Source organism: Streptomyces sp. NEAU-174 (assembly GCF_052665095.1).
Genome location: NZ_JBQTCE010000003.1, coordinates 532,812 through 556,113, shown reverse-complemented (window position 1 = coordinate 556,113; position 23,302 = coordinate 532,812). Strand labels below are relative to the sequence as shown.

Here is a 23,302-nt window from a genome sequence, read left to right as displayed (position 1 = left end):
CCGGCCGGGAGGCGAGGATGCCCGTTCCGGGCGGCGGCGACGATGCCCGCTCTGGGAGGCGACGATGCCCGCAGCGCGTGAATCCTTACTCGACTCGGCCTTCGCCGCGCTCGAGCGCCGTCCGTGGCCGAGGGTGAAGATGTCCGAGGTCGCGGCGGCGGCCGGGGTCTCCCGACAGACCCTCTACAACGAGTTCGGCAGCAAGGAGGGCCTCGCCCGCGCTCTGGTGCGGCGCGAGGCCGACGCGTATCTGTGCGGGGTCGAGCGGGCGCTGTCCGGGGTGTCCGGGGCGGCGGCCCCCAGGGAGCGGCTGGCCGCCGCGGCGGTGTGGACGGTGCGCTCGGCGACCGAGAATCCGTTGGTGCGGGCGGTGCTTACGGGCTGCTGGAACGAGCGGTTGCCGGTGTCCGTGGCGTCCGTGGCGTCCGTGACGTCCGTGTCGTCCGTGACTTCCGTGACGTCCGTGACGTCCGTAAGGGCGACACCGGCGGGGGAGCCGGAGCCGCTGCCCGCGCCGGGGGAGCTGATCGGCGAGGCGCGGGATCGGGCGGTGCGGTTGCTGGAGGGCGACTGGCCGCCGGGCGCGGTCGAGCTGCCGCTGGCGTGTGAGGCGGTTGCGAGGCTGGCGCTGTCGTACGTGGTGGCGTCCGTGCCGGCGGCGGATGTGGCTCGTATGGTGCGTGCGGTGCTGGGCTGAGTGGGGCCGGGGGTGCGGGGCGCCTGGTGGATTGTGGCGCCTGCGGCGCTCCCCTCCCCGCCCCTTCCCACACCTGGGGCTCCGCCCCAGACCCCGGGGCCCCTGCCGCGCGGGGGAGCCGCACAGCGGTGCTTTCCCCTCCCCGCCCCTTCCCGTTACCAAGGGCTCCGCCCCTGGACCCCGCCACGCGGCGTGGAGCCCCGCCATGCGGCGTGGAGCCCCGCCATGCGGCGTGGAGCCCCGCCATGCGGCGTGGAGCCCCGCCACGCGGCGTGGAGCCCCGCCATGCGGCGCGGAGGCCCGCCATGCGGCGCGTGGCCGCATATCGATGCCGCGGGGAGGGGCGGAGCCCCGGTTCGGGGTCTGGGGCGGAGCCCCCGCGCGGCGGAGCCGCATATCGTCAGGTGTCGGGAAGGGGCAGGTAGGGGAACAGCTCGCCGCAGGCGTCGGGATCCGTCCGCCTACGGGCTCAGTGGGCCGAGCCGGAGAGCTGGAGCCCTATCACGCCGACGATCACCAGCGTGATGGAGATGATCTTGAGCGTGGAGACGAGGTCGCCGAGGAAGACCATGCCGTAGATCGCGGTCCCGGCCGCCCCGATCCCCGTCCACACCGCGTACGCGGGCCCCACGTCGAGCTTCTTCAGGGACAGCGTCAGCAGCCCGAAGCTGCCGAGTGCGAACGCGCAGAAGGCGATGGTCGGCCAGAGGCGGGTGAAGCCGTGCGAGAGCTTGAGGCAGACGGCGAAGCCGGTTTCGAGTAGCCCGGCGACCACGACCAGCAGCCACGCCATAGAGATGCCCTCCCGTGTCGCCGTGGGCTGCCGTCGCCCGGGGCGTCCCCGGTCGCCTGGATTGCTCGAGCCGTCTCGATTGCTTGATGCGATTATCCATTTACCGCCCGGATGCAGCGGCAAACACGCTCCCCAGGGGTGTCCGGCGGATCGTGGCGCCTGCGGCGGGCTCTTCCCACAACTGGGGCTCCGCCCCAGACCCCGGGGTCCAGGGGCGAACCCCTGCCACGCGCCGGACAGGCCTAGTCGCCCTCCCGCCGCTCGCGCGTGGCCAGCAGCCGCCGGAGGGAGTAGAGCCGGGCGGGTTCGGCGTGGCCGTCGGCCACCCACTGGTCCAGCGCGCAGTCCGGCTCGTCGTGGCTACACGCGCGCGGGCAGCCCTCGGTGCCCGGTTCCAGGTCCGGGAAGGCGTGGATGACCCGCGCCGGGTCCACGTGGTGCAGCCCGAAGGACCGCACGCCCGGTGTGTCGATCGCCCACCCCCTGGCGTCCGGCAGGGGCAGCGCGAGCGCGGAGGTGGTGGTGTGGCGGCCGCGGCCGGTGACCGCGTTCACCCGGCCGGTGGCCCGCTGGCGGTCCGGGACCAGCGCGTTCACCAGCGTCGTCTTGCCGACGCCCGAGTGGCCGACGAAGACGGTGATCCGGTCCGTCAGCCGCTCCCGCACCCGGTCGGCGGCGTCGCCGTCGGCCAGGTCGTCGCGGCTGGTGACGACATAGGGGACACCGAGCGGCTCATAGGTCCTCAGCATCTCGTCGGCGGGCGCCAGATCGGACTTGGTGAGGACGAGCAGCGGCTCCAGGCCCGCGTCGAAGGCGGCCACCAGACACCGGTCGATCAGCCGCGGGCGCGGCTCCGGATCGGCCAGGGCGGTGACGATCGCGAGCTGGTCGGCGTTGGCGACCACCACCCGCTCGTACGGATCGTCGTCGTCGGCGGTCCGGCGCAGCACCGAGGAGCGCTCCTCGACCCGGACGATCCGGGCGAGCGTGTCCCTGTCGCCGGAGAGATCCCCGACGACCGCGACCCGGTCGCCCACCACGACGCCCTTACGGCCGAGCTCGCGGGCCTTCATGGCGGTGATGGTGCGGTCCTCGACCAGGACCGTGAGCCGGCCGCGGTCGACCGTGAGGACGAAGCCCTCGGCCGCGTCCTCGTGTTTGGGGCGGATGTTGGTGCGCGGCCGGTTGCCCTTGCGGTTGGGGCGGATCCGAACGTCGTCCTCGTCGGTGTGCTTGCCGTAGCGGCGCATGAGTCCAGGCTCTCAGGATCTCCGCGCCGAGGTCGTCGTCGCGTCGAGCATGCCGGTCCACAGACCGGGGAAGTCGGGGAGGGTCTTGGCGGTGGTCGCCACGTTCTCGACCAGCACGCCGTCGACGGCCAGGCCGAGGACGGCGGCGGCGGTGGCCAGCCGGTGGTCCTCGTAGGTGTGGAAGATCCCGCCGTGCAGCCGGCGCGGGCGGATCCGCAGGCCGTCCTCGGTCTCGGTGACGTCCCCGCCCAGCTCGTTGATCTCCTTGGCGAGTGCGGCGAGCCGGTCGGTCTCGTGGAGCCGCAGATGGGCGATGCCGCGCAGCACCGACTCGGAGTCCGCCAGCGCCGCGACCGCCGCGATCACCGGGGTGAGCTCGCCGACCTCGTGCAGATCGGCGTCGATCCCGGTGATCCGGCCCGTTCCGGTGAAGGTCAGACCGGTGTCGGTGAGCTCGTAGGAACCGCCCATCTCGGTGAAGATCCGGCGCAGTTCGTCCCCGGGCTGGGTGGTGCGCTCCGGCCAGTCCGGGATCGTCACCCGGCCGCCGGTGACCAGGGCGGCGGCCAGGAACGGCGCCGCGTTGGACAGATCCGGCTCGACGACCAGGTCGCGGCCGAGCAGCGCGCTCGGCGCCACCCGCCAGACGCCCCGCTCGCCGCCCGCCTCGGGGGTGTCCACCCGCGCGCCCGCCGCGCGCAGCATGTCCACGGTCATCCGGATGTGCGGCAGGGAGGGCAGCGCGGCGCCGATGTGCCGCACCTCGACGCCCTGGTTGAAGCGCGGCGCGGACAGCAGCAGGGCGCTCACGAACTGGGAGGACGACGAGGCGTCGACGCGGACCGGGCCGCCGTCCAGCGCCCCGCCGCCGTGCACGGTCATCGGCAGCGCGCCGCGGCCGTCGTCGTCGATGCGGGCGCCGAGGGCGCGCAGCGCGTCGATCACGCCGTGCAGCGGGCGCTCATGGGAGCGGGGGTCGCCGTCGAAGTGGACGGGGCCGTCGGCCAGGGCGGCGACCGGCGGCAGGAAGCGCATCACGGTGCCGGCGTTGCCGACGTCGATGGTGGCCGGGCCGTGCAGCCCCGCCGGGATGACCCGCCATGCCTCTCCGCCGCCGGAGGGGCCGCTGGAGCCGAGGGCGCCGTCGGACACCGTCTCCTCGATGCCGACGCCCATGGCGCGCAGGGCGGCGGCCATCAGGAGGGTGTCGCGGGAGCGGAGCGGGCGGCGCAGCCAGCCGGGTTCGGCGGCGAGCGCGGCCAGGATCAGACCGCGGTTGGTAACCGACTTGGATCCGGGCACGGTGACGGTCGCGTCGACCGCTCCATCGGCGGTCGGAGCGGGCCAGAGGGCGGTGTGGTCGCCCGGGGAGGTCTCAATGCCGGTCATGGGTCTCACTTTAGTGGTTCGCCCGGAGTGCCAATCTTGATCGAAAGTGGTGAAACCCAGTCGAAACACGGCGCTGCTACGGGCACCGATGGAGGCGCGCCGGGCGCTCGTACGGGGGTCACGGTCCCGGCGGCCGGCGTCACGGTCCCGGCGGCCGGGGTCACAGCCCCAGCAGCCAGCGCCCTCCGGCGAGCAGCGAGCACAGCGAGACCACGTGGAAGAGCAGCAGCCAGGCGCCGGCCGGAATGCCCGTCAGCCGGGCGAGCTGGTCGGGGTCGGAGTCGTACGCGCCGCCGTGACGGCGCTTGCGCTGGAGCTCGAAGGCCGGACGCACGCCCCCCAGGAGGAGGAACCACACCACGGCGTACGCGAACCCCGCCTGGACGTCCGGCCCGGTGAGCCAGGAGACGAGGAAGAAGGCGGCCCCGCTGATGACGACCGTAAGGACGCCATAGGCGTTGCGGATCATCACCAGCATCGCGACCAGCAGCGCCGTCGTCCCCCACAGCAGCAAGGTGATGTGGTTCGCCGCCAGCAGCCAGGCGCCGCCGAGGCCCAGCAGGGAGGGGGCGGTGTAGCCGGACGCCGCGGTGAGGATCATGCCCAGGCCGGTGGGCTTGCCGCGCGAGACGGTCAGCCCCGAGGTGTCCGAGTGCAGCCGTATGCCGTCCAGCCGCCGCCCGCTGAGCAGGGCGACCACGGCGTGGCCGCCCTCGTGGGCGATGGTGATGGCGTTACGGGCTATCCGCCACGCCGTGCGGAAGACCACGACCGCGAACGCGATCACGCCGGTGGAGACGACCAGCCAGGTGGTGGGGTCGGGCTGGGAGCCGGTCACCCGGTCCCAGAGATCGGCGGCGTTCGTTGCGTCCATGTGCGGGCGGCTCCTCGCGTCGGTAGGGGTCGTGGCAGTGTGGCACCTATGTGCGGTCGATACGCAGCGAGCCGGAGGCCGGAGGATCTCGTCGGGCTCTTCGGAGTGGAGAAGTGGGAGCCGGAGGAAACTCTGGCGCCGGACTGGAACGTCGCGCCCACCAAGGACGTGTACGCGGTGCTCGAACGCCCCCTTAAGGACGCGGCCGAACCGCGCCCGGTTCGCCAGCTGAGGGCGTTGAAGTGGGGGCTGGTGCCGTCCTGGGCGAAGTCCCCCGAGGGCGGCGCCAAGATGATCAACGCACGGGCCGAGACCGTGCACGAGAAGCCGTCCTACCGGCGCCCGTTCGCCTCGCGGCGCTGCATCCTGCCCGCCGACGGCTACTACGAGTGGGTCACCGCGGCGGGGGAGCGGCAGCTGGAGGAGAAGGGCAAGCGGAAGCGGCCCCGCAAGCAGCCGTACTTCGTGACCCCGGTGGACGGTTCGGTGATGGCCATGGCCGGGCTGTACGAGTTCTGGCGGGACCGGACGCTGCCGGACGAGCACCCCCGGGCGTGGTGGGTCACCTGCACGGTGATCACCACCGAGGCGGACAAGGAGCCCTTCGGGGGTGCGGCCCGGGACGAGGGGCCGGGCTCGCTCGCCGAGATCCACCCGCGGATGCCGCTGGTCCTCACCGAGGACCGCTGGGCCTCCTGGCTGGACCCGGGCCGCACCGACCCCGACGACCTGCTGCCGCTGCTGGCGCCGCCGCCCTCCGGGCTGCTGCGGGCGTACCCGGTGGCCACCGGGGTGAGTGATGTCCGTAACAACGGCCCCGAGTTGCTCGAGGAGCTCGAGGCCCCGGAGGAGGGCACGCTGTTCTGATGGCCGCGAAGAAGACGGATGAACCTCAGGTGACCACCGAGATGGTGGCGACCCCGGCCGGGGACGCCCGGATCACCTGGCACCACGCCCCCGGCGCCCATGCCCTGCTCGCCGCCAGTCACGGCGCGGGCGGGGGCATCGAGGCGCGGGACCTGCGCGCGCTGGCCGGGGCGCTCCCCGGGCTCGGGGTGAGCGTCGCGCTGGTCGAGCAGCCATGGCGGGTGGCGGGCAAGAAGATCGCGCCCGCGCCCTCGACCCTCGACACCGGTTGGCGTGCTGTATGGCCCGCGCTGGAGAAGGCCGGGCTGCCGATCGTGGCGGGCGGCCGCAGCGCCGGGGCGCGGGTGGCCTGCCGGACCGCGGCGGAGCTGGGCGCGAAGGCTGTGCTGGCGCTGTCGTTCCCGCTGCACACGCCGGGCAAGCCGGAGCGGTCCCGGGCCGAGGAGCTGCTGGCCACGGGCGTGCCGACGCTGATCGTCCAGGGCGGCCGGGACCCGTTCGGGCGCCCGGAGGAGTTCCCGGAGCTGCCCGCGGCCATGGAGCTCGTGGAGGTGCCGTACGGCGATCATGTCTTCGGCCTGCCGAAGTCGGCGGACCTCGACGAGCCCGCGGCGCTCGCCCTGATCACCGGGGCCGTCACCGACTGGCTGCCGCGCGCCCTGGGCTGATCGCCGACCGCCGCCCCCTCCCTGGCCAGGGGCGCCGGGGCGGGGGCGGGGTGGGAATGCGACGGGAGGGAGCCGTGTTGAACGGGCTGTCGGTACTCACCGTGTAAGAGGCACTGATACGCGGAATTCGAGGAAAGGGAGTCCCCCGCATGGGTTCGCTTGCTTGCCCGGCCCGTCCACGCGGCGCTGACCTGGACTGGTCTCAGCTGTCGGCGGCGCAGGCCGTGAAGATCGAAGCGGCGGGCGCACCGGATCGTCGTCTATTCTCCGATTCCAGCGGGTCCACATCCGGACCCGACACGAAGCTGGAGGAGGTGGGTCAGGTCACTGGGACCGACGCAGGTACCGACGGCGTGACCGAGGGAGAGCCGGTCGAGCGGTCGCAGGAGTCGTCCTCGGAGCGGAACGCGCGCTTCGAGCGGGACGCCCTCGCCTTCTTGGACCAGATGTACTCGGCCGCGCTGCGGATGACGCGTAACCCGGCTGACGCCGAGGACCTCGTGCAGGAGACCTACGCCAAGGCGTACGGGTCCTTCCACCAGTTCCGCGAGGGCACCAACCTCAAGGCATGGCTGTACCGCATCCTGACCAATACCTTCATCAACTCGTACCGCAAGAAGCAGCGGGAGCCCCAGCGCAGTGCGGCCGAGGAGATCGAGGACTGGCAGCTCGCGCGCGCCGAGTCGCATATGTCGACCGGTCTGCGCTCGGCCGAGTCACAGGCCCTCGACCACCTGCCCGACTCCGATGTCAAGGAGGCCCTTCAGGCCATCCCCGAGGAGTTCCGCATCGCGGTCTATCTCGCGGACGTCGAGGGCTTTGCCTACAAGGAGATCGCGGACATCATGGGTACACCCATCGGTACGGTGATGTCCCGGCTGCACCGTGGGCGCCGCCAGCTGCGCGGTCTGCTGGAGGACTACGCCCGTGGGCGCGGGCTGGTCCCGGCCGGCGCGGGCGCCGCGGCGGACGAGTCGCACGATCGGAAAGGCGCGGACTCATGAGCTGCGGAGAGCCGCATGAGACGGACTGCTCCGAGGTTCTCGACCACCTTTACGAGTTCCTCGACCACGAGATGCCGGACGGCGACTGCGCCAAGTTCGAGGTGCACTTCGACGAGTGCTCCCCGTGCCTGGAGAAGTACGGCCTCGAGAAGGCCGTGAAGAAGCTCGTCAAGCGGTGCTGCGGCCATGACGACGTGCCCACCGACCTCCGGTCGAAGGTCATGGGGCGGATCGAGCTGATCCGCTCCGGGCAGGCGGTGCCGGAGCGCGAGATCACGACGGAGACGAAGGCGCCGGGCGGCGCGCCGAGTAACGCGCCGAGCAGCGCCCAGGAGTGACCCCGGGGCTCGGGCTCAAGCGACCCCGCGGCTCGGGCCCAGGTGACCCCGCGGCTCGGGCCCAAGTGACCCCCGGGCTCCGGCCCCAGCGGATCCCTGGTCGAACGCCAATCGAGTTGGCGCGTTCTCATTCCCACCCTCGGTGATCAGATCATCACTCGAAGGGGTGTAATCGGACAGTCCCTCCGGTCCCATACGCCCCGTCTCGTCCTAAGCTCCCCAACCACCTGAACCGCCCCGCCCGACGGGGCGGCGCAATGGCCATGGATGGGGAGGAGGACACCGTGCGGGCACTTCCCCACGGGGCGCGCGCCTATGTCCTGTGCGCCGTGCTCGCCGGGGCGTACTGCGCCGCCCCGGCCGTACGGCCCGGAGCGGCCGTCCCCTGGGCCACGACCGCCCTGCTCGCCGCGGTGCACGCGGTCGGCTCCAGGGTTCGCGGCCGCTGGCCCGAATGGTGCAGCCCCGTCCTTCTGGCCGGGGCTTTTCTGCTGCCGCCCGCGGCCGCGGCGCTGGTCGCCGTGCCCGGTGCGCTGCTCGCCCGCGTCGAGCGGCCACCCGCCGGGGCACGGCGGGCCTGGCGCGCCGCACGGCTCTCACTGGCCGTCTGGACCGCCTCATGCGCCTTCGCGGCCCTGGACGGCCCCGGGACCCTCGGCGCCCTCTGGGCCCTCGGTGACGGCGCCCAGGACCCCGCCGCGCAGGCGTCGTCGTCCGGTGCGCCCGGCTTTCCGTACGCCCTGGCGGCCGCCGTGGCCGCCGCGCTCGTGCTGGGCCTGACCGCCACCGCGCTGGAGGGCGGGGTGCTGGTCGCCGCCGAGCGGCAGTCCGCGCGCGCCGCCTGGTGGGGGCGGCTGCCCGGCGCCCTCGCCCCGTATCTGGTGCACGGGCCCGCCGGGCTGGCCATGGCGGTGCTGTGGCGCAGCCCTTACGGACCGGCGGCGGCCCTGCTGGTGCTGCTGCCGATGTACGTCTGCGCCTGCGGCTTCGTGCTCTACCGCCGCGAGAGCGCCGCCCACCAGGCGACCATCCGGGCCCTCGTCCAGGCGGTGGACATCAAGGACCGCTACACCCGCGGCCACAGCGAGCGCGTCGGCCGCGCCTCCGCGATGATCGCCCGCGAGCTGGGCATGAGCGGCGACCGGCTGGAGGCGCTGCGGATCGCGGGCATCCTCCACGACGTCGGCAAGCTCGGCGTGCCCACCCGGCTGCTGCGCAAAAACGGTCCGCTGACGCCCGACGAGCGCCGGGTGATCGAACTCCACCCCGAGTACGGCGACGAGATGGTGCGCGGCATCGGCTTCCTGGGCGAGGCGCGGGCCGCGATCCTCCACCACCATGAGCGGCTGGACGGCAGCGGCTATCCGTACGGGCTCGCCGGGGCGCAGATCCCGGAGTTCGCGCGGGTGGTCGCGGTGGCGGACGCCTTCGACGCGATGACCTCGACGCGTACGTACCGCAGGGCCCGGCCGGTGCCCACGGCCGTGGCGGAGCTGCAACGGTGCGCGGGCTCGCAGTTCGACCCCCGCATGGTGGGGGCCCTCACCCGCGCCCTGGACCGCCACGGCTGGCACGCGGCGGTCACCGCGGACGCCCCTGAGGAGCGCGGAAACGTCCCGCCAGAGCCCGCGGCCCCGCCCCTGGTACGCGCGGCCGCCCCGGGCGCGTCGGACGCCCCCGGCGACCCCCACCCCGGCGCGGGCACCCCCGGCGGTGGCCCATGACCCCCGCCAAGGACCCCACCCCGCCCAGCACGAACGATTCCCCCCGCGCTTCCCGGCCCACCGACGAGAAGCCCGAGGAATCCCCGGACACCCCGGGCAGTGGGGGGACGGGGGCCCCGGGCCGCCCTGGCTCTGACCGGGGCCCTCAGTCCGTCCCCGGGCGGGCTGGTGCGGGGGCGGGGGGATCCCCGGGCACCTCGGCCGGAGGCGAGCCCGGCACCTCGGCCGGAGGTGAGCCCGGCGCCTTCGACCGCCATGGCGCGCGCTGGCGGGATGAGGGGGCGGCTCGGTGGGCTGCCAGGGCGGGGCGCTCCGCCTCAGGAGTGGTCGCCCCCCGCGGCATCGCGCGGATCGCCGAGCGGCATGCCCGTGCCGTGCACCGTGCCCGCCGTCAGCGGGCCGAGACCGTCGCCGCTCGGGAGGAGGGGCGGGAGCGCATATCCCGGGGTCGTTATGGCGGCCTTACGGTCGTCGCCGTCTATGGCGCGGCGGGGGCGCTCGCCGTGGTGGCGCTGGTGTGGACCGAGTGGCATGGGGTGCGGCAGGCGGAGGCGGCGCTGGCCTTCGGGGCGCTCATCGCCGTCGGGGAGGCGATCCGGTGCGTAGAGGCGCCGCCCGCGCTGGCGGGCGGCGGCGGGGGAGTGCCCGATCCGCGCGGTGAGCCCGCGCCCCTCGCCGCCGCCGGCGCCCTCGGATACGCCCTGCTCGGGCGGCTCGGCGGGGAGCCCGCCGGCCACGGCGTCCTCCAGGTGGTCACCGTCGTCGTGGCCGCGTCGCTCGCCGGGCTGGTGGCGCCGCTCGCGCTCGGCTGTCCGGTCGACCCCGGCCACACCGCCCGTCGGGTGCTGACCGCCGCGTTCGCCGCCGTCTGCTTCCAACCGCTGCACCGGACCGGCCGTTTGGCCGACTGGCTCGGCCACGGGCCGTTCATCGTCGGCTATTTGCTCGCCCTGCTGGCCCTGACCGCCCTGTGCGACGCGGTCCTGGCCGCCGCCCTCGCCCGCACCCGTACCGGCTGGCCTTACGGCCCGCTCCTCCGCGACGAGCTGCGCTCGCTGCCCGGGGTCGGGGCAGCGGTGTGCGCGACCGCGGCCGTGATGGCGCTCACCGTGGCCGTCGCCGGGCTGTGGCCGGCGCCGGTGCTGGCGGTGCCGCTGCTGCTGATCCAGTACTCCTACCGCCGCTACGCCGGGATACGGGCCACCTACCGCCAGACCATCGCCTCCCTGGCCCGGGCGACCGAGATAGCCGGGTACACCCCGACGGGCCACGCCCGCGAGGTGGCCGGGCTCAGCCGGGCCGTGGGGCGTGAGCTGGGCCTCTCCGAGCCCCGGCTGACCGTGCTGGAGTACGCGGCGCTGATGCACGACATCGGCCAGCTGTCGCTCGTGGACCCGGTGCCCGCGGGGGCCACCGAGCCGCTGCCCGCCGCCGAGCAGCGCAGAATCGCGCTGCTCGGCGGCGCTGTGGTGCGCCAGACCGGGGTACCCGCCGAGGTGGCGCTGGTCGTGGAGCGCCAGGCGGACCCGTACCGCGAGCAGCCGCTCGCCGCGCGTATCGTGCGCGCGGTGAACGCGTACACCGAGCTGGTGAGCGGGCCCGCGGCCGAGGGCGGCGCGGCCGGGGTGGCCGCGCTGCGCGCCCTGGAGCGGCTGCGGCTGGCCACGGCGCGCGACTTCGACCCGGTCGTGGTCGAGGCGCTCGCCACGGTGCTGTCGCGCGGGGTTTACGGCCGCCCCCGGTGAGAACTGATAACTCGCCGGTAATGAGCGGGGCTCCCGAGGGGCATGGTTGGATGCGAGGAGAGGGGTGCCAGGCCAGATGGCCGGTGGCAAGGAGGTGTGGTGGGCGTCGCATCCCGGCCGCAGCGTGAGGGGTCGGGCTGAGATGTCCGCGAATGTGTGGCAGGTTGTCTTCAAGGGAGGGCGACGCCGTCCGCGAAGGCATCTGGTACGGGACGACTTCGATACCGGCAGGCGGGAATCGTGAAGATCTTCGGCAAGGTACGGCACCGGCCGTCCGCCTCATGGCGGCAGGCCACGGACCGTGCGTTCACGCTCATCGGCGACGGCCGGTACGAGGACGCGGGCGCGCTGCTGACCCGCGCCGCCGACCTGGAGCCGTGGCTGTCGGAGTCCTGGTTCAACCTGGCGCTGCTGCACAAGTTCCGGCACGACTGGGAGCAGGCGCGCGCCGCGGGGCTCCGAGCGGTCGCGCTGCTGGACCGCGAGACGGGCGCTCCGGACTGGTGGAACGTGGGGATCGCCGCCACCGCGCTCCAGGACTGGCCGCTGGCCCGCCGCGCCTGGCAGGCGTACGGGCTGAAGGTGCCCGGAGAGGCGTCCGCGTCCGGTGAGCCGCTCGGCATGGAGCTGGGCAGCGCGGCGGTGCGGCTGTCCCCGGAGGGCGAGGCCGAGGTGGTCTGGGGCCGCCGGCTGGACCCGGCCCGGATCGAGGTGCTGTCCATCCCGCTGCCGTCGTCCGGGCGGCGCTGGGGCGAGGTGGTTCTGCACGACGGTGTGCCGCACGGTGAGCGGGTGACCTCCGCGGGCCCCGCGTACCCGGTCTTCGACGAGATCGAGCTGTGGGCGCCGTCCCCGGTGCCGACCTGGGTGGTGCTGCTGGAGGCGGCCACCGAGGCCGACCGGGACGCCCTGGAGCGGCTCGCGGCGGACGCGGGCTTCGCGGCCGAGGACTGGTCGTCGTCGGTGCGGCTGCTGTGTCGTTCCTGCTCGGAGAGCCGGATGCCCAGCGACGAGGGCGAGGGCGAGCATCTGGACCCCCACGACCACAGCGAACCGGGCCACCCTGGGCCGCTGGGCCACCGTATGGCGGGGTCGGGGTCGCTGTGGGTGCCTGAGCGTGAATGCGGGATCGCGGCGCCTGGGGGGTTGGTGCGGGGGTTGCTGGACGGGTGGGTCGCGGATAGTCCGGATACGCGTGAGTGGCGGGATCTGGAAGAGGTCTGCTGACCGCCTGGCGGCTGGCGGACCGTGGGCGCCTGCGGCGGGTTTGTCCCCTCCCCGCCCCTTCCCGAAACTGGGGCTCCGCCCCAGACCCCGGACCCTGGGCCGGGGCTGCGCCCAGAACCCGGAGGGAAGGGGCGGGGAGGGGAAAGATCCGCCAGCGGACCGTCACAGCGCGTAAGCGCGCCGCACCCCGCCGCGCCGTGCCCGTACCCTGTAGGGCGACGCATCACGGTTGAAGGAAGGCATACGGCGGACGATGTCGCAGCAAGGGACGAAGCAGCGGGTGGACGACGAGTTCATCGTGGACACGGAGGACTGCGAGGAGCGCGAGCGGGCCTTCCGCGAGCGCGGCACCGCCCGCCCGATCACCGTGTACGGCAACCCGGTCCTGCACAGGGAGTGCCGGGACGTGACCGTGTTCGACGAGGAGCTCGCGCGGCTCGTCGACGACATGTTCGCCAGCCAGCGGGCGGCGGAGGGCGTGGGCCTGGCCGCCAACCAGATCGGTGTCGACCTTAAGGTCTTCGTCTACGACTGCATGGACGACGAGGGCGTTCGCCATGTGGGTGTGGTGTGCAACCCGGTCCTGGAGGAGTTGCCCGCCGACCGCCGGGTGCTGGACGACTCCAACGAGGGCTGTCTGTCGGTCCCCACGGCCTACGCCGAGCTGGCCCGCCCCGACTACGCGGTGGTGCGCGGCCAGGACCTCGACGGCGAGCCGATCGCCGTGCGCGGCACCGGCTACTTCGCGCGCTGCCTCCAGCACGAGACCGACCACCTCTACGGCTACCTCTACATCGACCGGCTCTCCAAGCGCGACCGTAAGGATGTGCTGAAGCAGATGGCCGAGGGCACCGCCCGCTATGAGACGGTGCCCAACGACTGAGTGTGTCCTACATCACAGGGTCGGGCCCTTGGGTTCGGCCTTGTGATGTCAGAGCTCCTCCGACATCAGAAGTCGTCGTCGAACGCCACCGACCCCTCCACCGCGACCTGATACGCCGAAGCGCGCCGCTCGAAGAAGTTCGTCAGCTCCTGCACGTTCTGGAGCTCCATGAAGGAGAACGGGTTCTCCGAGCCGAAGACCGGCGCGAAGCCGAGCCGCTGGAGGCGCTGGTCGGCCACGCACTCCAGGTACTCCTGCATCGACGCGGTGTTCATGCCCGGCAGCCCGTCCCCGCACAGATCGCGGGCGAACTGGAGCTCCGCCTCGACGGCCTCCTTCAGCATGTCGGTGACCTGCCGCTGGAGCTCGTCGTCGAAGAGGTCCGGCTCCTCCTCGCGGACGGTGTCCACGACCGAGAAGGCGAACTCCATGTGCATCGACTCGTCGCGGAACACCCAGTTGGTGCCCGTCGCCAGGCCGTGCAGCAGCCCGCGCGAGCGGAGCCAGTACACATACGCGAAGGCGCCGTAGAAGAACAGCCCCTCGATGCAGGCCGCGAAGCAGATCAGGTTGAGCAGGAAGCGGCGGCGGTCCGCCTTGGTCTCCAGCCGCTCGATCTTCTCCACCGAGTCCATCCAGCGGAAGCAGAACTCCGCCTTCTCCCGGATGGAGGGGATGTTCTCGACGGCGGCGAAGGCCGCGGCGCGGTCGTCCGGGTCGGGGAGGTAGGTGTCCAGCAGCGTCAGATAGAACTGGACGTGCACCGCCTCCTCGAAGAGCTGCCGCGACAGATACAGCCGCGCCTCGGGGGAGTTGATGTGCTTGTAGAGCGTCAGCACCAGGTTGTTGGCCACGATCGAGTCGCCGGTCGCGAAGAAGGCGACCAGACGGCCGATGAGGTGCTGTTCACCGGGGGAGAGCTTGGCGAGGTCGGCGACGTCGGAGTGGAGGTCGACCTCCTCCACGGTCCAGGTGTTCTTGATCGCGTCGCGGTAGCGGTCGTAGAACTGCGGGTACCGCATCGGCCGCAGGGTCAGCTCGAACCCGGGGTCCAGCAGGTTCTTGACGTGGCCCGGCGCGGTGTTCACGGTGGTCATCTCGGATGCGGTGGGCATTACTGGCAGGCCTCGCAGGACTCGGGGTTTTCCAGGGAGCAGGCGATCGCGTCGGCCTCGGCCGGGGCCTGCTGTACGGGCAGCGGAGCGGGGGTGGCGGCGCCGCCCCGGGCGCTCTGGGCGATCCGGGTGGCCGGACGCGAGCGCAGGTAGTACGTGGTCTTTATGCCGCGCTTCCAGGCGTAGGCGTACATCGAGCTGAGCTTGCCGATGGTCGGCGAGGCCATGAAGAGGTTCAGCGACTGGCTCTGGTCCAGGTACGGCGTGCGGGCCGCCGCCATGTCGATCAGGGCGCGCTGCGGGATCTCCCACGCGGTGCGGTACAGCTCCCGTACGTCCGCGGGCACCCAGGAGAGGTCCTGGACCGAGCCATTGGACTCGCGCAGCGCCTCACGGGTCTGGGCGTCCCAGACGCCCAGCTTCTTGAGGTCGTCCACCAGGTAGGAGTTGACCTGGAGGAACTCCCCGCTCAGCGTTTCGCGCTTGAAGAGGTTGGAGACCTGCGGCTCGATGCACTCGTAGACACCCGCGATGGAGGCGATGGTCGCGGTCGGCGCGATCGCCAGCAGCAGCGAGTTCCGCATCCCGGACTTCGCCATCCGCTCGCGCAGCGCCTGCCAGCGCTCCGGCCAGGTGACCACCGCGTCCGGGTAGTGGTCCGGGTGCAGCACACCGCGCGCGGTGCGGGTCTCGGCCCAGGCGGGGTGCGGGCCGTGGCGCTCGGCGAGCTCGCAGGACGCCTCGTACGCGGCGAGCATGATGCGCTCGGAGATCCGCGTGGAGAGCGCCGTGGCCTCGGGCGAGTCGAACGGCAGCCGCAGCCGGAAGAAGACGTCCTGGAGCCCCATGAGGCCCAGACCCACCGGGCGCCAGCGGGAGTTGGAGGCCCCGGCCTCCTCCGTGGGGTAGAAGTTGATGTCCACCACGCGGTCGAGGAAGGTCACGGCGGTGTGGACGGTGGCGTCCAGGCGCTCCCAGTCCAGCTGCCCGTCCTCGCCCAGGTGCGCGGCGAGGTTGACCGATCCGAGGTTGCACACGGCGGTCTCGCCGTCGTTCGTGACCTCCAGGATCTCGGTGCAGAGGTTGGAGGAGTGGACGACCCGGCCGGGCTCGGCGGTCTGGTTGGCGGTGCGGTTGGCGGCGTCCTTGAACGTCATCCAGCCGTTGCCGGTCTGCGCGAGGGTGCGCATCATCCGGGCGTACAGCTGGCGCGCCGGGACCTGCTTGACCGCCTTCCCCTCGGCCTCGGCCCTGCGGTACGCGGCGTCGAACTCCTCGCCCCACAGGTCCACCAGATCGGGCGCGTCGGCCGGGGAGAACAGCGACCAGTCGGCGTCCGCCTCGACCCGGCGCATGAACTCGTCCGGGATCCAGTGGGCGATGTTGAGGTTGTGGGTGCGGCGGGCGTCCTCGCCGGTGTTGTCCCGCAGCTCCAGGAACTCCTCGAGGTCCGCGTGCCAGGTCTCCAGGTAGACACAGGCCGCGCCCTTGCGCCGGCCGCCCTGGTTCACGGCGGCCACCGAGGCGTCGAGCGTGCGAAGGAACGGCACGATGCCGTTGGAGTGCCCGTTGGTGCCCCGGATCAGCGAACCGCGGGCCCGGATGCGGGAGTAGGACAGGCCGATGCCGCCCGCGTGCTTCGACAGCCGCGCCACCTGGTGGTAGCGGTTGTAGATCGAGTCCAGCTCGTCCAGCGGGGAGTCCAGCAGATAGCAGGACGACATCTGCGGATGCCGGGTGCCGGAGTTGAACAGCGTGGGGGAGCTGGGCAGATACGACAGCGTGCTGGTCAGCCGGTAGAGCTCGGCCACATCGTCCAGCGCACGCTCCGAGAGGTTCTCGGCGAGCCCGCAGGCCACGCGCAGCAGGAAGTGCTGCGGGGTCTCGATCACCTGACGGGTGATCGGGTGGCGCAGCAGATAACGGCTGTAGAGGGTGCGCAGCCCGAAGTAGCCGAAGCGGTTGTCTGCGCCGTCGGCCAGCGCCCGCTCCACCAGCGCGTCCAGCCGCTCGGCGTGGGCGGCGGCGAACTCCGCGGTGGAGTCGGCGAGCAGGCCCTCGCGGTGGCCCACCCGGACGGAGGCCGAGAAGGAGACCGCGCCCTGCCCGGCCGCCTCCTCCGTGATGGTGAGCGCCAGCAGCCGTGCCGCGAGCCGTGAGTACTCCGGCTCCTCGGCGATCAGTCCGGCCGCCGCCTCGGTCGCGAGCCCGCGCAACTCCGCCTCGTCCGAGCCGGGATGACGGCCGCGCAGGGCGGCGGCCGCGACCTTGCCGGGGTCGGTGGCGGGCAGGTCGGCGGTGAGTCCGGTCAGCGTCCGTAGCAGGGCGGTCCCGGGCGCGTCGTCCGCTGCCTGAGAAGCCGCCTGCGCTGAAACCGGATCGGCGGGCGCGATGGTCACTGAGGTGCTCTCCTTCGCTCGGTCAGGGCCGGTCCGGATCACAACTCCGGACGGGCCCGAGGCCGCGAGGGGTGGTGCGACGGTCGCGTACGGGCATGCCGGTGCCGCACTCCTCGTACGCCAGGCACACCACGCAGCGTCCATCGGCCCAACCCTCGAGGCCGGGGGACGTGTTCACAGGGCTGTCGGCAGGCGCTCGGACTCACGGGCACGCCGAATTGAGCGCACACGTACACCGTTGCGGGACAGTTCCGGATTCCCACCGGATTCCCCTGCGGCGACAGCGAGGACGAGCATACATCTTGTGTTGGCCGACGCACGCGCCCCCATATCTTGTGTCGGAGCTGCGGAGTTTCGCATGAATGTGCTAGTGCGTTCCGGCCTGGCGAGCCGGCGTCCTGGTCAGGCGGCGGCCAGGCGGGGCCTACTTGCCGGTCTCCTTCTCGTACGCCTTGATGACCTCGTCGGTCGGGCCGTCCATCAGCAGCTCGCCCTTCTCCAGCCACAGCACCCGGTCACAGGTGTCCCGGATGGACTTGTTGTTGTGGCTGACGAGGAAGACCGTGCCGGCTTCCTGACGGAGCTCCCGGATCCGGGCCTCGGAACGCTTTTGGAACTTCCTGTCACCGGTGGCCAGCGCCTCGTCGATCATCAGCACATCGTGGTCCTTGGCCGCGGCGATGGAGAACCGCAGCCGGGCCGCCATGCCCGAGGAGTACGTCCGCATCGGCAGGGTGATGAAGTCACCCTTCTCATTGATGCCGGAGAAGTCCACGATGCCCTGGTAGCGCTCCCGGACCTGCTCACGCGACATCCCCATCGCCAGACCGCCCAGGATCACGTTCCGCTCACCGGTCAGGTCGTTCATCAGAGCCGCGTTCACCCCCAGCAGCGACGGCTGGCCATGGGTGTAGACCTTGCCGCGCTCGGTGGGCAGCAGCCCCGCCACCGCCTTCAGCAGCGTCGACTTCCCCGACCCATTGGACCCGATCAGACCGATCGACTCACCCTTGTACGCCACGAAGGTGACCCCGCGCACCGCGTGCACCTCACGCATACCCGGCGCGCTCTTCCGCCCCAGCAGACGACTGAGGGCGGCGGTGGCACTGCCCTTCCCCTTCGGGCCGCCGTTGACCCGGTAGACGATATGGACGTCGTCGGCGATGACGGTGGGCACCCGCGCCGGCGCGGAAGCCGCCCGAGCGGCCTGCTCGGCCCGCTCCGCCTGGGCACCTTTGTCGAGGGTCTGCTCAGCCACGGCCGTACTGCTCCTCTGCCTTCCAGAAGTACACGAATCCCCCGACACCGAAGAGCACCGCCCAGCCCAGGGCCAGCGCCCACACATGCGGCGGCAGGTTCGACGAGGGGTAATCGTTGATCAGGGCATAGCGCATCAAGTCCATATACACGGCCGCCGGATTCGCCAGCATGGCGTCGCTGATCCAGCCGCTCGCCCCCGCGTGTTCGAGGGTGCGGGCCAGCGGAAACATCACGCCCGAGGCATACATCCACGTACGCAGAATGAACGGCAGTAGCTGCGCGAGGTCCGGTGTTTTGGCGCCGAGCCGCGCCACGATCAGCGACAGGCCGGTGTTGAAGACGAATTGCAGGGCCAGCGTGGGGACAATCAACAGCCAGGCCAGCGCCGGGAAGTGACCGAAGCCCACCAATACGACGGCCAGCACGATCATCGAGAACAGCAACTGCTGGAGCTGCTGGAGCGCGAACGAGATGGGGAGCGAGGCGCGCGGAAAGTGCAGGGCCCGCACCAGCCCCAGATTCCCGGAGATCGCCCGTACGCCCGCCATGGCGGACGCCTGGGTGAAGGTGAAGACGAACACACCCGTCACCAGGAACGGAATGTACACGTCGTTCGGCAGGCCCCGGTTGCTCTTCAGCAGCATGCCGAAGATGAGGAAGTACACCGCCGCGTTGAGCAGCGGGGTCACCACCTGCCACAGCTGACCCAGCTTGGCCTGGCTGTACTGGGCGGTGAGCTTCGCCTGCGAAAAGGCCAGGATGAAATGGCGCCGGCCCCACAGCTGACGGCCGTATTCACGCAGCCCCACCCGGGCGCCGCTGACCGTGAGGCCATGGGCGGCTGCCACGGCCGCGAGATTCTCGGGAGGGTGGATTCGTTCGCTGTCTCGAACGAGGAGCTGGCTCACGTAGACACCTTTCGGCCCTGCGGCTGGCCTCGGCACTTACGACGGAACGGGTGCGTTCCGTCGTTGCGTAACCTAGAGCAGGCGACGATGGAACGCAACCGTTCCACCGTCGAGTAGGCTCAAGCCATGGAGAAGGAGCCAACCAAGCCCCGGCGCGTCCCCGCGGGCGCCGCGGTACTCCAGGAGAACGTCACGGACGCCATCCGCGCGGCGGTCTTCGAGGAGCTGGCGACCGTCGGCTACGGGCGCATGTCGATTGAACGAGTGGCGCGCCGGGCCGGGGTGGGGAAGGCGGCCATCTACCGTCGCTGGCGTTCGAAACTTCCCATCGTTCTCGAGGTCGTCTCCGCCTTGGCGAAACAGGGCCTGCCGACGCCGGACACTGGTTCTCTGCAAGGCGACATAAAGGTTTTGCTGGAAGCGACGGCTCGGGTTCTCTGGCATCCGATGGCCGCGCAAATCATTCCTGACCTGTTCGCGGAATCCGCGCGTAACCCGGATATGGCCCAGGCATTGCAAGCGGCAGTGCGGGATTCCCAGCGCGGGATCGCCGACGTGGTCATCCGCAACGCGGTCAACCGGGGAGAGCTGTCGGCCGACACGGACGTCGATCTCGCTCTCGACCTGGCCAGTGGCCCGCTTTACTGGCGCCTGAGCACCATGCGATCGCCCCTCCCCGAGGGATATCTGGACGGCCTGGCCGCGGCGACCACCGCTGCTTTGGCCGCCGCTCGTATGTCTCGCTGAGCGGCGGCCGGTCTCACAGCTCCACGGTGAAGGCCCAGAGGGTGATGTCCGTCTCCGGCAGGGGCGCCCAGTCGCGCTCCGGGGCGCGGGTGAAGCCCAGGCGCTCGTACAGGCGGTGGGCGGCGGTCATCGAGTGCTGGCTGCTGATCACGATTCGCCGCAGGCCCAGTGCGCGGGCCCGGTCCAGGCAGGCTCGCACGAGCGCCTCGGCGGCCCCGCGACGGCGGGACTCGGGGCGGACGGCCAGCATCCGGAACTCGCCCTCGCCGGGGCGGGCCAGCTCCGCGTACGCCCCGCCGTGCACGGCGAACGCCACGGCCCCCAGGACCTCGTCGCTCGCCGCGTCCGCCGCGACCAGCAGCTCGGCCTCGGCGGCCCGGCGGCGGGCGTCGCGCAGGGTGGCGAGATAAGAATCACTGTCCCCGAAGTCCAGGAGACCGTCCCCGAGATACACCCGCGCGGTGAGCTCTCCTATTGCGTCCAGCTCCTCGTCCCGCGCGCGCCTGATGGTGATGTCCATGCCCGCAGTCTGCCGCATGCCGGGTGCCCGGTGTCACTGGGTGACGGCGGTGATCACTCCGGTGGAGCCCGCGCGCTTGTTGGCGGCGTCGGCTTCCTGGTGGGTGACATAGCGCCGGACCGTGCCGTCCGGCAGCGTCAGCTCATAGACGACAACGGGTTGGGGCGGCCATTGAGCCGCCGTTCCGCCGCAGTTGCAGGCCATGGTCTTCCCTGCCTTTCCCTCGGGTCGGTGGTGAGTTGGGGTTGGGGTTGGGGTTGGGGGTCAGTCCAGCCATCGCGAGGCGACTCCGGCCAGGTAGGAGAGCGTCAGGGCGGTGGCCGGGAGGTGGAACCACGCGGTGGAGTGCAGCAAGGAGGCGTAGACGGCGATGGCAGCGGCCACCCATGTGCTGGTGCACCAGCCGCAGTTGACCAGGTAGGTGGGGCGGGAGTCGTCGCCGAAGCGGTCGGCGACCCAGATTCTGAACCCCGCCGCCAGGGTGTCCTTGGTGATGAAGCGGGTGATCCGGCAGGTGGTGCCGAGGGCGAGAAGGAACGCGGCGAGGCTCATCGGATCGTTTCCTCCCCGGGTGGTCATACGGGGTCGGCACGGCCGATGTCACTGATGAACCGATGAGTCGGCGCTGCCGATATCACTCATTAGAGGCATGACGGGCGGTGGCAGGCCATACCCCTTGGCGTGCATTCGCCCGAATAGCCGAGCGCTTGTCGTACAAGCTCGACGCCACGCGCGCCCTGATGCGCCAAACGAGTGATGGGCGCCGTGAGCCCTTGAGTGACGTCGAGGGGCGTGGATAACTGGAAGCGTGGCCGCCGAGGCCGCCCCATACCTCGTCGGCCACCCCAGGAGCCGGGCGAACGCCCCATGGCTCCGCCCTTCATCCGCGCACCGCTGCCGCGCACCGTTTCCGCGCGCCGACCGGCCGCCCACGGCTCATCCGTTCCTCCGGTGCGGTCTGTCTCGACCGCGCGGTGACGGCGAGGCGTCGACCGGCGGTGTGTGCACGTCCGTCGGCATGCCGCCGGCGCACATCACCGGAACCCGAACCGGAACCGGAACCCGAACCCTTCCCCGGGAGGACCGACCATGACCTCGACCGCTCTCGCGACCGCCGCCGCCACCAACGCCGCCGCCGCGGGCTACTGGCCGCCGGTGGGACCGCCGACGCTGCTCGCCGTGGTGCCCGACTCCGGCCCCGCCGCCGGTGGCAACTACGTCCGGCTGTTCGGGCAGAACCTGCGCGGCGTCACCGGTGTGTCCTTCGGCGGCACGCCCGCCACCATCGTCTACCAGGACAACCCCGGCAGTGGCTGGGGTGGCGGCGGAGGCGGTTGGGGCGGTGGCGGAGGCGGCTGGGGCGGTGGCGGAGGTGGCTGGCCCGGTGGCGGCGGCAACCCCGGCTACGACGGCATCGTGGTGATAGCCCCGCCGCACGCGCCCGGGACCGTCCAGGTCACCGTCACCACCGCCGCCGGGACCAGCAACGGCCTGCCGTACACCTATGTGGCACCGGCCCCGCCCGCCGCCGTCGCCATCACCCCGACCGTGGGCCCGACCACCGGCGGCACCGTGTACGTGATCACGGGCACCAATCTGACCGGCGTCACCAGCGTCACCTTCGGCGGAAACGCCTCGACGATCCTGGCCATCAACCCCGCCGGGACCAGCCTGATCGGCATCACCCCGGCGGGCCCGGCCGCGGGCGGCAACGTCACCGTGACCCTCACCGGCCCCGGCGGCAGCACCAACGTGCCCGGTGGCTTCACCTACTTCGTCGCGCCGCCCGCACCGGTGCCCGTCGCCATCACACCCGCCACCGGACCCGCCGCCGGCGGCACCGCGTTCACCATCACCGGCACCAACCTCGGCGGTGTGCTGGGCGTGCTGTTCAACGGCGTCCCCGCCACCGGCGTGACCGCCACTCCCACGACGGTGGCCGGTATCACCCCGCCCGGGGCGGTCGGCAGCGCGACCGTCACCCTGGTGACCGCCTTCGGCACGGTTACCGTCCCCGGCGGCTTCCTCTACGTCTGACCGCTGCGTCTGACCACGCACATCCGGTCGGACCGCGCCGGTCACCGGGCCCCTTCCACCAGGGCCCGGCGACCGGCGACGTACGTTCGAGCTGCTGAGGACGCACCGGTCACCTTTGCTCGTTCCCGGCCGTCAAGTGCGGTATGGATGTCTACGAAGCGGTCATGAGCCGGCGGGCGGTGCGTGGGTTCACGGATGAGCCGGTTCCGAGGGAAGTGCTGGAGCGGGTGCTCTCCGCCGCGGCCCGTTCACCCTCCGGCGGGAACCTCCAGCCGTGGCGGACCTATGTGCTCTCCGGCCCGCCGCTGGCCGAGCTCAAGAAGCGCACCGCCGAGCGGGTGGCCGCGGAGGATCGCGGGGACGAGCGGGAGTACCCGATGTACCCGCCCGAGCTGAGCGGTCCGTATCGAGAGCGCCGAGCCGAGGCCGCCGAGCGGCGGTACGCCGCACTCGGCATCCCACGGGACGATACGCGGGCCCGCCACAGGGCTGTCGCCGCCAACTGGGACTGCTTCGGCGCGCCCGCCGCGCTGTTCTGCTACCTCGACCGCCGTATGGGACCGGCCCAGTGGGCCGACGTCGGGATGTATCTCCAGACCGTGATGGTGCTGCTCCGCGCCGAGGGGTTGCACAGCTGCGCCCAGATGGCGTGGTCGGTGTACCGCCGGACCGTCGCGGAGGTCGTATCGCCCCCGGAGGGGCTGATCCTCTTCTGCGGCATGTCGATCGGCCACGAGGACGTCGGCGTGCCGTACGCCCGCACGGAACGGGCCCCGCTCGCCCAGACGGTCACCTTTCTCGATGACTAGAATCGCGTGCTTAACTCACGGATTATCTCCGCCAAGATGCATGGGTTG

The 23,302-nt window shown here is 71.9% G+C and carries 23 protein-coding genes and 1 riboswitch; of the genes, 12 read left to right on the top strand and 11 right to left on the bottom strand.

Features of this window, described 5'->3' with window-relative positions:
• Positions 1-64: 64 nt before the first annotated feature.
• The gene (locus tag ACT2CW_RS11855) at positions 65-697 is read left to right on the top strand and encodes a TetR/AcrR family transcriptional regulator (protein ID WP_445516499.1); all 633 of its coding nucleotides are present in this window, start codon (positions 65-67) and stop codon (positions 695-697) included.
• 469 nt (positions 698-1,166) lie between these two features.
• On the opposite strand, the gene ACT2CW_RS11850 is transcribed toward ACT2CW_RS11855, so the two are convergent.
• From ACT2CW_RS11850 to ACT2CW_RS11835, 4 genes are all read right to left on the bottom strand, one after another.
• Positions 1,167-1,490: a DMT family transporter gene (locus ACT2CW_RS11850; protein ID WP_138913911.1), complete on the bottom strand. Its 324-nt coding sequence runs from the start codon at positions 1,488-1,490 to the stop codon at positions 1,167-1,169.
• A 242-nt stretch (positions 1,491-1,732) separates the two neighbouring features.
• Positions 1,733-2,740: a ribosome small subunit-dependent GTPase A gene (gene rsgA / locus ACT2CW_RS11845; protein ID WP_445516498.1), complete on the bottom strand. Its 1,008-nt coding sequence runs from the start codon at positions 2,738-2,740 to the stop codon at positions 1,733-1,735.
• 12 nt (positions 2,741-2,752) lie between these two features.
• Complete coding sequence (gene aroA / locus ACT2CW_RS11840; RefSeq protein ID WP_445516497.1) at positions 2,753-4,129, bottom strand: 3-phosphoshikimate 1-carboxyvinyltransferase; 1,377 nt, start codon at positions 4,127-4,129, stop codon at positions 2,753-2,755.
• Between the two features lie 160 nt (positions 4,130-4,289).
• Positions 4,290-5,003, bottom strand: a complete 714-nt coding sequence (locus ACT2CW_RS11835) for a M50 family metallopeptidase (protein WP_164434748.1) — start codon at positions 5,001-5,003, stop codon at positions 4,290-4,292.
• 48 nt (positions 5,004-5,051) lie between these two features.
• Here ACT2CW_RS11835 and ACT2CW_RS11830 point away from each other — a divergent pair, with 48 nt between their 5' ends.
• The 8 genes from ACT2CW_RS11830 (at position 5,052) to def (ending at position 13,459) form a co-directional block, all read left to right on the top strand.
• Positions 5,052-5,870, top strand: coding sequence for an SOS response-associated peptidase (locus ACT2CW_RS11830; protein WP_037952359.1), 819 nt, complete (start codon positions 5,052-5,054; stop codon positions 5,868-5,870).
• Positions 5,870-6,538: an alpha/beta hydrolase family protein gene (locus ACT2CW_RS11825; RefSeq protein ID WP_445516496.1), complete on the top strand. Its 669-nt coding sequence runs from the start codon at positions 5,870-5,872 to the stop codon at positions 6,536-6,538. The genes ACT2CW_RS11830 and ACT2CW_RS11825 overlap by 1 nt, the downstream gene beginning before the upstream one ends.
• Before the next feature lie 314 nt (positions 6,539-6,852).
• Positions 6,853-7,542 carry a sigma-70 family RNA polymerase sigma factor gene (locus tag ACT2CW_RS11820; RefSeq protein ID WP_037952362.1) on the top strand — a complete coding sequence of 230 codons (690 nt, stop codon included), beginning with the start codon at positions 6,853-6,855 and terminating at the stop codon, positions 7,540-7,542.
• A complete protein-coding gene (rsrA, locus tag ACT2CW_RS11815) occupies positions 7,539-7,880 on the top strand; it encodes a mycothiol system anti-sigma-R factor (protein ID WP_164434746.1) in 342 nt (113 codons plus the stop codon). The genes ACT2CW_RS11820 and rsrA overlap by 4 nt, the downstream gene beginning before the upstream one ends.
• A 284-nt stretch (positions 7,881-8,164) precedes the next feature.
• The gene (locus tag ACT2CW_RS11810) at positions 8,165-9,604 is read left to right on the top strand and encodes an HD-GYP domain-containing protein (RefSeq protein ID WP_445516495.1); all 1,440 of its coding nucleotides are present in this window, start codon (positions 8,165-8,167) and stop codon (positions 9,602-9,604) included.
• 437 nt (positions 9,605-10,041) lie between these two features.
• Entirely contained in the window at positions 10,042-11,349 is a 1,308-nt protein-coding gene (locus ACT2CW_RS11805) for an HD-GYP domain-containing protein (RefSeq protein ID WP_445516668.1), read from the top strand.
• A gap of 240 nt (positions 11,350-11,589) precedes the next feature.
• Positions 11,590-12,576: a tetratricopeptide repeat protein gene (locus tag ACT2CW_RS11800; RefSeq protein ID WP_020868546.1), complete on the top strand. Its 987-nt coding sequence runs from the start codon at positions 11,590-11,592 to the stop codon at positions 12,574-12,576.
• 253 nt (positions 12,577-12,829) lie between these two features.
• The gene (def, locus tag ACT2CW_RS11795; RefSeq protein ID WP_164434744.1) at positions 12,830-13,459 is read left to right on the top strand and encodes a peptide deformylase; all 630 of its coding nucleotides are present in this window, start codon (positions 12,830-12,832) and stop codon (positions 13,457-13,459) included.
• A 65-nt stretch (positions 13,460-13,524) separates the two neighbouring features.
• Here the strand turns inward: def and ACT2CW_RS11790 are convergent, their stop codons facing one another.
• The 4 genes from ACT2CW_RS11790 to ACT2CW_RS11775 form a co-directional block, all read right to left on the bottom strand.
• A complete protein-coding gene (locus ACT2CW_RS11790) occupies positions 13,525-14,556 on the bottom strand; it encodes a ribonucleotide-diphosphate reductase subunit beta (RefSeq protein ID WP_166484182.1) in 1,032 nt (343 codons plus the stop codon).
• A gap of 17 nt (positions 14,557-14,573) precedes the next feature.
• Positions 14,574-16,973, bottom strand: coding sequence for a ribonucleoside-diphosphate reductase subunit alpha (locus ACT2CW_RS11785; RefSeq protein WP_164434743.1), 2,400 nt, complete (start codon positions 16,971-16,973; stop codon positions 14,574-14,576).
• Between the two features lie 182 nt (positions 16,974-17,155).
• A riboswitch (adenosylcobalamin-variant (AdoCbl-variant) riboswitch) is annotated at positions 17,156-17,257 on the bottom strand.
• A gap of 140 nt (positions 17,258-17,397) precedes the next feature.
• A complete protein-coding gene (locus tag ACT2CW_RS11780) occupies positions 17,398-18,231 on the bottom strand; it encodes an ABC transporter ATP-binding protein (protein WP_445516494.1) in 834 nt (277 codons plus the stop codon).
• Positions 18,224-19,141: an ABC transporter permease gene (locus ACT2CW_RS11775; protein WP_445516493.1), complete on the bottom strand. Its 918-nt coding sequence runs from the start codon at positions 19,139-19,141 to the stop codon at positions 18,224-18,226. The genes ACT2CW_RS11780 and ACT2CW_RS11775 overlap by 8 nt, the downstream gene beginning before the upstream one ends.
• 126 nt (positions 19,142-19,267) lie before the next feature.
• Between ACT2CW_RS11775 and ACT2CW_RS11770 the strand changes: the two genes are divergently transcribed.
• Positions 19,268-19,888, top strand: coding sequence for a TetR/AcrR family transcriptional regulator (locus tag ACT2CW_RS11770; protein WP_164436444.1), 621 nt, complete (start codon positions 19,268-19,270; stop codon positions 19,886-19,888).
• A gap of 13 nt (positions 19,889-19,901) precedes the next feature.
• On the opposite strand, the gene ACT2CW_RS11765 is transcribed toward ACT2CW_RS11770, so the two are convergent.
• The 3 genes from ACT2CW_RS11765 to ACT2CW_RS11755 are packed head-to-tail and all read right to left on the bottom strand — an operon-like array spanning position 19,902 to position 20,960.
• The gene (locus tag ACT2CW_RS11765; protein ID WP_445516492.1) at positions 19,902-20,408 is read right to left on the bottom strand and encodes a GNAT family N-acetyltransferase; all 507 of its coding nucleotides are present in this window, start codon (positions 20,406-20,408) and stop codon (positions 19,902-19,904) included.
• A gap of 33 nt (positions 20,409-20,441) precedes the next feature.
• On the bottom strand, positions 20,442-20,612 hold the full coding sequence (locus ACT2CW_RS11760) for a DUF7196 family protein (RefSeq protein ID WP_166484413.1): 171 nt from the start codon (positions 20,610-20,612) through the stop codon (positions 20,442-20,444).
• A 60-nt stretch (positions 20,613-20,672) separates the two neighbouring features.
• Positions 20,673-20,960, bottom strand: coding sequence for a hypothetical protein (locus ACT2CW_RS11755; RefSeq protein WP_164436446.1), 288 nt, complete (start codon positions 20,958-20,960; stop codon positions 20,673-20,675).
• A gap of 537 nt (positions 20,961-21,497) precedes the next feature.
• Between ACT2CW_RS11755 and ACT2CW_RS11750 the strand changes: the two genes are divergently transcribed.
• Positions 21,498-22,445: an IPT/TIG domain-containing protein gene (locus tag ACT2CW_RS11750; protein WP_445516491.1), complete on the top strand. Its 948-nt coding sequence runs from the start codon at positions 21,498-21,500 to the stop codon at positions 22,443-22,445.
• A 143-nt stretch (positions 22,446-22,588) separates the two neighbouring features.
• Positions 22,589-23,254, top strand: a complete 666-nt coding sequence (locus ACT2CW_RS11745; protein ID WP_445516490.1) for a nitroreductase — start codon at positions 22,589-22,591, stop codon at positions 23,252-23,254.
• The last annotated feature ends 48 nt before the right edge of the window (positions 23,255-23,302 follow it).